The organism is Bacteroides sp. LFL-34 (genome assembly GCF_027257075.1).
Taxonomy (GTDB): Bacteria; Bacteroidota; Bacteroidia; order Bacteroidales; family Bacteroidaceae; genus Bacteroides; species Bacteroides ovatus.
Genome location: NZ_JAPQKZ010000019.1, coordinates 83,511 through 92,227, shown reverse-complemented (window position 1 = coordinate 92,227; position 8,717 = coordinate 83,511). Strand labels below are relative to the sequence as shown.

Sequence of the window (8,717 nt, the reverse complement as noted above, 5' to 3'; positions counted from 1 at the left end):
TGCTGGGAACACATAAATCAAAGAAATCTTCAAAAGATCGCAGCTTAAAGAAAGTGAACAGATTTGTATAGTGATGAACAAAAAAAGAGGTGCATCGTGCATTACGACACACCTCCTTCCTGTTTTTATTTAAACCTATTACTCTGCTTTAGTGTGGTCTGCCACCTCCAAAGCCACCACGCGGGCCACGAGGTCCACCACCATCAAAACCGCCATGACGCATATTGCCGCGAGCTTCTTTATTTCCAAAAACATTCAGACGATAAGAGAAACGAAGCATGCAGTAGCTATTAATTCCGTTATATTCAGAAACAGAACGCATATCGGCTGTTAACGAACGGCTGATATTAGATTGCTGCCGCAGAATATCATATACTTCAAAACTGATGGTTGCGGCATTGCCTTTCAGGAAGTTTTGGGCAATCTGTGCATTCCAAATAAGTTCATTCTTATTCATACTGGCATCACGATAACCACGACGAGCGTTATTAGTGATATTGGTAGACAACGTCATACTCCAAGGTAAAGAGATATTAGTACTTGCACCATAACCAAATGTATAGGGTTCTTGATTGTTTTCCGGACGCAGTTGATTTCGCTCAAAGTTATAGTTGATTGAACCATTCAAGGTAAATTCAAACCAGTCGTTACGGAAAGTTCCATTCAGATTCTCTCCGAAAGTCAGTGTCGTACTAGTGTTCTTGTCATTTATTTTAGTATCGTCATTAAAAAGATAAGAAACTGCATTGGTATAATTAGCACGGGAGAAAGAATTTATGGTAAACCGCTTGTCTCTCAATGCTGTATTGAATCCAAACATTCCCATCGCATTCCAGTTTCCGTTGATATTCTCCGGTTTAACAGTCACTCCACCAGTACTCTGATTATAAGTAGTGGCATTAGTAATGCTATTTTGAGTCATATTCAAGTTTACATGAGCCATCATGCCACGCTGTTTATCTGCATTATAAGTATTATAAAACAAACGCATAGAATGAGAGAAAGAAGGTTTCAATCCCGGATTACCCTTACGGATATTCAACGGATTAGAGTCATCAGTTACATCAAGCAAATTTTCCATACTCGGCTGGCTTGCACGTCCCCGATAGGTAAAGCGCAACTGGCTGACTTTAGAAAATCTGTAACGAAAATCAACGTTAGGAGCAAAATTGAACACATTTCTTTTTACTACAGTATCTACTTCGGCTTTCTTATAATCCAATCTGGTGTTCTGCGGTTGCAAAGATACTCCAAAGTTCAATCTATATTTCTCGCGGATAATATTTAGTCCTGCATTAATATCATGGTTATAATATTTATATTGAGCATACTTACTCAAATCTCTATCTTTATTCTCTTCATATCCTACAGGCAGGCCATCACCAAAATTCCAAAACCAATCCTGTCCTTTATCGGCATCAGGAATCAAGCTGTATGTACTTCTGTCACTTTCACTATATTTATATTGAAATTTATAGCGGAACTGTAAGAAGGTAGCTCTCGCTATCGGTTCGCTATAGGTCAGTTCGGCAGTATAATCATAATTTTTGGTTGGAGAAGTAGTATATTGTTTACGCTCATCATCTTCTTTTTTTGCATTATCATCAAAATAACGCGTCAATGATTCACTAAACTGTTCGCTGTCATTATCTCCATAACTAAATGTACCACGGAAAGTGATGTTTCGTCCCTGATTATTCAATCTACGATTCACTTGCAAAGAAGCATTTGCAGAGAGATTCTGCCCTTCAGATTTTGATTCACTATTACTGGCGTTGACACGAATAGCTTCTAAAGGATCATCCGTACTTCCCCAGAAAATCTTATTCAAAAACTCATTAGGATTAGACACCAAATTAAATGGATCTCCATTAAAAGTTCCCGATTCGGAAATAGAATAACTATTAGACTTTCCATAAGAAACGTTCGGACGGAAAATGATATTTGTCAATGTGTCCGGTTTCCACTCCAACCGAAAGTCTGCATTAAAGTTCGTATTCTTATTGCGGCCTTTACTGTTCGAATTTGAATAAGAATTTCCATTTTGCAGGAAACGTTCCGAGTAGTTTGTAGATGTTGCATCCCGATCACTGAAATTATAACGGGCACTACCTCCCAGTTCCAATTTTTCAGTCTGGGTAGCAAAGTTAGCCCCTAACATCTTGGTAGCAGTCAAACCATTGCTGTTCCGGAAACGAGGTCCGCCACCTCCACCGGAGAATCCCTGATCGTTCACATTATTAGCAGAACCGATTAAAGAGAATTGGCTATTATCGACAAAACGATTCAACATCAAGTTGCTTCCGTAACGATCTTCTGTACCACCGGCAACACTTGCATTACCAAACCAACCTTGATTCATACCTTTCTTCACTTTCAGGTCAAGAACAGTTTCTTCTTCTCCGTCATCTATTCCGGTAACACGTGCCAAATCAGACTTTTTATCGTACGTCTTCAGTTTGTCGATCATGTTGACCGGTAAGTTCTTCAATCCGGTTTTCACATCACCGCCAAAGAACTCTTTACCATCCACCATAATCTTCTTTACTTCTTTACCATTGATTTTGACGTTACCGTCATCGTCTATTTCTGCTCCCGGAAGTTTCTTCACCAACTCTTCGAGCATCGCCCCTTCGGGAGTACGGTAAGCTGTTGAGTTATATTCCAGCGTATCTTCTTTCACGACCACCTGCGGAGCTTCGGCAGTAATCACCGCTTCCTTCAGCATGACAGCATCAGGGTCCAATGTAATGGTTCCCAATTTTTTATCAGTGGCGTTAGCAGATAATTGTACCGGTACGAGCTTGGTTCGGAATCCAATATAGGAAACTTTCAACACATATTTTCCGGCTTTTACTTTGGGGAGAGTAAACCATCCCTGGTTACTACTGGCTATACCGGCGGCATAAGCACTATCAGGTAATGATAGCAATTGAACTGTAGCCTGCGCTGCGGGCTCTTTAGTATCGGATTCCACCACACGTCCCGAAACGGTAATAACCTTATTCTGTGCAAAAATTGAGAAGGTGCATAGCAACATCAGCACCAACCCTGCTGAAAATCTTTTCATTTACCTTATTTACGATTATATTAGTAGCAATAACAATGTCTTTTTGACAAATCGAATCGCAAAAGGTTTAATTGAAAAGAAAATTATCTTTTAAAGAATCGATCAACAAGCGCTTTTTTCAGACCAAACTCCAGACAAAGCACATTAAAAACCAGAAAAGTAAGGAAAGAGGAAGTATCGACGTTTATCACATCTCCTTGCATAACACGCCACAACATACCACCAAAGACGAACAAGAATGTCAAAAAGATAGCATTACGAACAGCCGAATTCCGGATTTGCTCCGTTTCACGGCTTTCATTCTTACTCAATGCAAAGATTATCAACAAGCATCCTGCCATCATCAACAACTTTGTACATTCTTTATAAAACAGCAAATTAGTATCAGTTACTACTCCCTGCATCACCAAAATAAAAGGGATAAACAGAGCTACCAACAAGACAACATATCCTAAAGGACGACAATATACAGGTAATAATGCTTTCATGATTAAACGTTTTAATGAGACAAAAGTAAGTAAAAAAAGATATTTTATATACATTTGCAGAGTAAAAAAGCAAAAGAATCATGAGTAAACAAGAAGTTATTCTCTGCGAAAGCTTGGAAACGAGCCTCGGTCGTGCCATTGAGCTATGTCCGCATGACAAATTATTCGTCCTCACAGACGAGCATACCCAGCGTCTTTGTCTCCCCTCTCTAAAGGAATCGGGGCTGTTGAAAGATGCTGTAGAAATCTGTATCGGAGCAGAAGATGTGCATAAAACTCTGGAAACACTCGCTTCCGTCTGGATGGCATTAAGCACTCAAGGGGCTACCCGCCACTCTTTACTTATCAATCTTGGAGGAGGGATGGTGACAGATCTCGGAGGTTTTGCCGCAGCTACATTCAAACGGGGCATTTCCTATATCAATATACCAACCACCCTGCTCGCCATGGTGGACGCATCAGTGGGGGGTAAAACAGGAATCAACTTCAACGGACTGAAAAATGAAATCGGTGCTTTCGCTCCGGCAAACAGTGTATTGATTGAAACTGAATTCCTACGCACATTGGACACACACAATTTCTTCTCCGGATATGCTGAAATGTTGAAGCATGGTTTGATTAGCAATACGGCACATTGGGCAGAATTGCTCAATTTCGATTCCTCTAGTATTGATTATGCAGCTCTCAAACAATTGGTAGGCCAATCGGTACAAGTGAAAGAAGATATTGTAGAACAGGATCCCTTCGAACATGGAATCCGCAAAGCATTAAATCTGGGACACACCGTAGGACATGCGTTCGAAAGTATGGCACTGGCAGAAAACCGTCCTGTATTACATGGATATGCAGTAGCTTGGGGAATTGTGTGCGAACTGTATCTTTCTCATCTCAAAGTAGGTTTCCCGAAAGAGAAAATGCGGCAAACGATCCAGTTTATCAAGGATAATTATGGTGTATTTACTTTCGACTGCAAGAAATATGACCAACTGTATGCATTTATGACGCATGATAAAAAGAATACTTCAGGTACTATCAATTTCACCTTACTAAAAGATATTGGAGACATTTGCATCAATCAGACTGCCGATAAGGACACTATCTTCGAAATGCTCGACTTCTATCGCGAATGTATGGGAATTTAATCCATCCTACATCAGATATACCACATAGTAAAAGGGAATGAAATAGACTTCATTCCCTTTCTCTTCCCAATCCCTATAGATATTATTGCCTATTGTGAGGCAATTGTCCGCACTATTGTTCTAAGTTACTCATTCGATATTGTGAAAGCGACATTCCTGTATGCTTTCTAAAAAAACGTCCAAGCGACGATTGATTCGCAAAGTTCGTTTTAATCGCTATTTCCTGAATGTTCAGGCTTGTGTTTTTCAACAAAGCCTTGATTTCTAATATGATGTATTCAACAATCCAGTCTTTAGCAGACTTCCCGCTTGTCTCCTTAATTACCATAGTCAGGTATTTGGAAGTAATACACAGTTTATCCGCATAAAAAGCCACATCCTTATTCTCCTTAAAATGCTTCATGATAAGCCCAAAGAATTTATTAGCCAACTCTTCTTTACGGGTATCCCTGCGGGCAGTCATCAAGGTCGATTCCTTTTGATAAGCATTGAACAGTTCCAGATACAGATACCTCAACAAATGAATAATCAGCTCACGCCTATATATATCTTGAGAGGTAACTTTATCTTTTATCATACCCAGATAATTATACATCCGGGGAATATCGCGTTCCGTCTGCGGATACCAGTAATGAGTCCGCATATAGAAAAAGAAATGCGGAGAAAATCTGGGCACACCACTTAACGCATCACTAAACAGTGAAGTAGATATAACCATCGTAACGGTCGAGAAATCTTCACTTGGCTCACTAAATGAGACAAATTGTCCGGGTAATAATATAATCAATTCCTCCGGTTGTATCCAATGTACATCTTCATGCACTGTAATTTTGGCCTTTCCACCTAAACAATATATAATCAAAGCTGATTGATTATTAGAAGGATAAGAAGTCAAAGGAAGATACTTCAGATTTTGATAAAATTTAAAATCGTCACCCAGGACGTATATCTCTAATGTCTCTCTATTTTTAATGTCTAACATTTAACACCTTTCTAAACTAAGTCTTTTTACAAATGTATAACTTCCTAATTTACCACGCACCAAAAATGGAAATATAGTATCATACTAAGGAAGTCAAACACCTTTTATTTACATTAATTTATAAACAAACTCTCTGATTGTTAGTTCATTTATCATTTTCCTATTTCGTTTTATTATAGACTGACCTGGTTTTTATAGTGTTTTTAGGACAAGAAAAGGATTAATGCTTTCAAATGAAAAATAAGTAGATTGTTTTCTAATTCAAGCAAAATTAAAGAAATGTACTTTTATATCACATAAGAGGCAATCAAAAGAACTACTAACTCATTGAGATAAAGATTTGCATGACCACAAGAAAGACTAATAATCAGAATAATAGCTATAAATCGGCACAATTCATACTAGAAAAATCAACGGATTATTTGCTAATTAAAAATTAATCTGTACTTTTGCATCCGCAATTCGGGGTGTAGCTCAGCCCGGTTAGAGTACGCGTCTGGGGGGCGTGTGGTCGCTGGTTCGAATCCAGTCACCCCGACTGGTTAAAGAGGTTAGAAACCGAATGGGTTCTAACCTCTTTTTATTTTAGAAAACAATGAAAGAAGATCCTAGACATATCCATATCAGTGAATACAGTTATCCTCTTCCGGATGAACGTATTGCTAAATTCCCGTTGCCTACCCGCGACCAGTCCAAACTCTTAATATACCGTCGTGGAGAAATCAGTGAAGATGTTTTCACTTCTTTGCCGGAATATCTGCTGCAAGGCAGTCTGATGATATTCAATAATACAAAAGTCATTCAGGCGCGCCTCCATTTTCGAAAAGAGACGGGAGCACTGATCGAAGTGTTTTGTCTTGAACCGATCCAGCCAAACGATTATGTCTTGAATTTCCAACAGACAGCACATGCCGCCTGGCTTTGCATGATCGGCAATCTGAAGAAATGGAAAGACGGACAGTTGAAACGGGAAATGACCGTCAAAGGATTCCCTATTACTCTGACCGCTACCCGAGGAGAATGTAAAGGAACCAGCCATTGGGTAGATTTTGCATGGGATAATCCGGAAGTGACGTTTGCCGATATCCTTGAAGTATTCGGAGAACTTCCTATTCCTCCTTACTTAAACCGGGATACGGAAGAAAGTGACAAGGAGACTTATCAGACTGTTTATTCTAAGATTAAAGGTTCGGTAGCTGCGCCTACGGCGGGATTACATTTTACTCCACGAGTATTGGATGCTCTTCAAGAAAAAGGGATTGATCTTGAAGAATTAACTCTACATGTAGGAGCAGGCACATTCAAACCTGTAAAAAGTGAAGAAATCGAAGGTCATGAGATGCACACGGAATATATATCGGTCAACCGGAGTACCATCAAAAAACTGATTGACCATGACGGTTGTGCTATTGCAGTAGGAACTACTTCTGTACGGACTCTGGAAAGCCTGTATCACATTGGAGTCACATTGGCTGAAAATCCGTATGCTACGGAAGAAGAACTACGTGTCAAACAATGGCAGCCTTATGAAAAGTACGACCAAATTCCTCCCGTTGTTGCGCTGCAAAAGATATTAGGATATCTCGACAGGAATGGTTTGGAAACCCTTCACACCAGTACACAGATTATCATAGCACCGGGATACAATTATAAAATAGTGAAAGCGATGGTTACTAATTTCCATCAGCCGCAAAGTACCTTGCTGCTTTTAGTTTCAGCTTTTGTAAAAGGGAATTGGCGCACTATTTATGATTATGCACTGGCGCATGATTTCCGATTCCTAAGTTATGGAGATTCTTCTTTATTAATACCATAAGAAATCCTCCTCTCCGAAAGATTTTACGCAATATAAGAGACACTATGCCAAGCGATAATAACCAGGAAATGTTCCCTATCGTAGACGAACAGGGAAATATCATCGGAGCCGCCACTCGCGGAGAATGCCACAGCGGTAGCAAACTGCTTCATCCGGTGGTTCACCTTCACGTATTCAATGCCCAAGGAGACATCTACTTACAGAAACGCCCCGAATGGAAAGACATTCAACCGGGGAAATGGGATACAGCTGTGGGTGGACATATTGATTTGGGCGAAAGCGTAGAAATCGCCCTAAAGAGAGAAGTCCGTGAAGAATTGGGCATCACAGACTTCACTCCCGAGCTTCTCACCAGTTATGTTTTTGAATCCAGCCGTGAAAAAGAGCTTGTTTTTGTCCACAAAACCGTTTATGAGGAAGAAATCCATCCCAGCGACGAACTGGACGGTGGACGATTTTGGAAGATCGAAGAAATAAAAGAAAATCTGGGTAAAGGAATCTTCACTCCCAACTTCGAAGAAGAGCTGAAAAAAGTCTCTCTTATTCCTTCTCTATCCAAGTAATAATCTTTTCAGAGAACGGACTTTCTTTCGGAGACACAACTCCCGCCCAATGTCCGTTCTCATCAATCATAAACTTCTGAAAATTCCACTGAACCGGTGCGTTTTCTTTTCCATTCTGTTTTTTCTCCGTCAACCATTGATAAAGAGGAGCCATATCTTTTCCTTTAACGGAAATCTTAGCCATCATCGGAAAAGTAACATCATAGTTCAAAGAACAGAACTTGGCTATTTCCTCATTACTACCCGGTTCTTGTCCCATAAAGTTATTCGCCGGAAAACCGATAACAACAAAGTCTTTTTCTTTATATTTCTCATATAGTTTCTCCAGTTGAGCATACTGGGGCGTCAGCCCACACTTAGATGCCACGTTGACTACCAGCACTTTCTTACCTTTCAGTGAAGAAAGAGGAAAGTCCTTACCATCAATAGTTTTCACTGTAAAATCATAAAAAGACTTGTTTTGCGCTTCCGAAGAAATTGCAAACAACAGGCTTACCATCATCAAGACGAATGTTTTCATGCTGAATATACATTTAGTTTGTTTTTATATTAAACGAGTAAACTGAAAGAAATGTTTGTTCAGCAGTGAAACAAGAACTATGATTTTACATCTTTCAATTCCCAAATCCGTCACTTCACCCCACAATCTTTCCGCT

The 8,717-nt window shown here is 39.7% G+C and carries 7 protein-coding genes and 1 tRNA gene; 4 read left to right on the top strand and 4 right to left on the bottom strand.

Going from position 1 to position 8,717, the window contains the following annotated elements; translation table 11 throughout:
• Positions 1 to 148 precede the first annotated feature (148 nt).
• Together N5O98_RS13100 and N5O98_RS13095 are read right to left on the bottom strand one after the other, a co-directional pair.
• Positions 149 to 3,070, bottom strand: coding sequence for a TonB-dependent receptor (locus N5O98_RS13100; protein ID WP_004305411.1), 2,922 nt, complete (start codon positions 3,068 to 3,070; stop codon positions 149 to 151).
• Between the two features lie 83 nt (positions 3,071 to 3,153).
• Complete coding sequence (locus tag N5O98_RS13095) at positions 3,154 to 3,558, bottom strand: hypothetical protein (protein WP_004305412.1); 405 nt, start codon at positions 3,556 to 3,558, stop codon at positions 3,154 to 3,156.
• Between the two features lie 80 nt (positions 3,559 to 3,638).
• Here N5O98_RS13095 and aroB point away from each other — a divergent pair, with 80 nt between their 5' ends.
• The gene (gene aroB / locus N5O98_RS13090) at positions 3,639 to 4,700 is read left to right on the top strand and encodes a 3-dehydroquinate synthase (protein WP_004305415.1); all 1,062 of its coding nucleotides are present in this window, start codon (positions 3,639 to 3,641) and stop codon (positions 4,698 to 4,700) included.
• A gap of 112 nt (positions 4,701 to 4,812) precedes the next feature.
• On the opposite strand, the gene N5O98_RS13085 is transcribed toward aroB, so the two are convergent.
• Positions 4,813 to 5,682 carry a helix-turn-helix domain-containing protein gene (locus N5O98_RS13085; RefSeq protein ID WP_004314597.1) on the bottom strand — a complete coding sequence of 290 codons (870 nt, stop codon included), beginning with the start codon at positions 5,680 to 5,682 and terminating at the stop codon, positions 4,813 to 4,815.
• A 463-nt stretch (positions 5,683 to 6,145) separates the two neighbouring features.
• Between N5O98_RS13085 and N5O98_RS13080 the strand changes: the two genes are divergently transcribed.
• The 3 genes from N5O98_RS13080 to N5O98_RS13070 all read left to right on the top strand — a co-directional run bounded on the left by N5O98_RS13080 (position 6,146) and on the right by N5O98_RS13070 (position 8,061).
• A tRNA-Pro gene (locus tag N5O98_RS13080) sits at positions 6,146 to 6,220 on the top strand.
• Positions 6,221 to 6,277: 57 nt separating this feature from the next.
• On the top strand, positions 6,278 to 7,498 hold the full coding sequence (locus N5O98_RS13075; protein WP_004314598.1) for an S-adenosylmethionine:tRNA ribosyltransferase-isomerase: 1,221 nt from the start codon (positions 6,278 to 6,280) through the stop codon (positions 7,496 to 7,498).
• Positions 7,499 to 7,542: 44 nt separating this feature from the next.
• Positions 7,543 to 8,061, top strand: a complete 519-nt coding sequence (locus N5O98_RS13070) for an NUDIX hydrolase (RefSeq protein ID WP_004314599.1) — start codon at positions 7,543 to 7,545, stop codon at positions 8,059 to 8,061.
• Here N5O98_RS13070 and N5O98_RS13065 read toward each other — a convergent pair.
• Positions 8,039 to 8,581 (bottom strand): glutathione peroxidase, encoded by a 543-nt coding sequence (locus N5O98_RS13065; RefSeq protein WP_004305419.1) that lies wholly within the window; start codon positions 8,579 to 8,581, stop codon positions 8,039 to 8,041. The two genes, N5O98_RS13070 and N5O98_RS13065, sit on opposite strands and share 23 nt — an antisense overlap.
• Between the last annotated feature and the right edge of the window lie 136 nt (positions 8,582 to 8,717).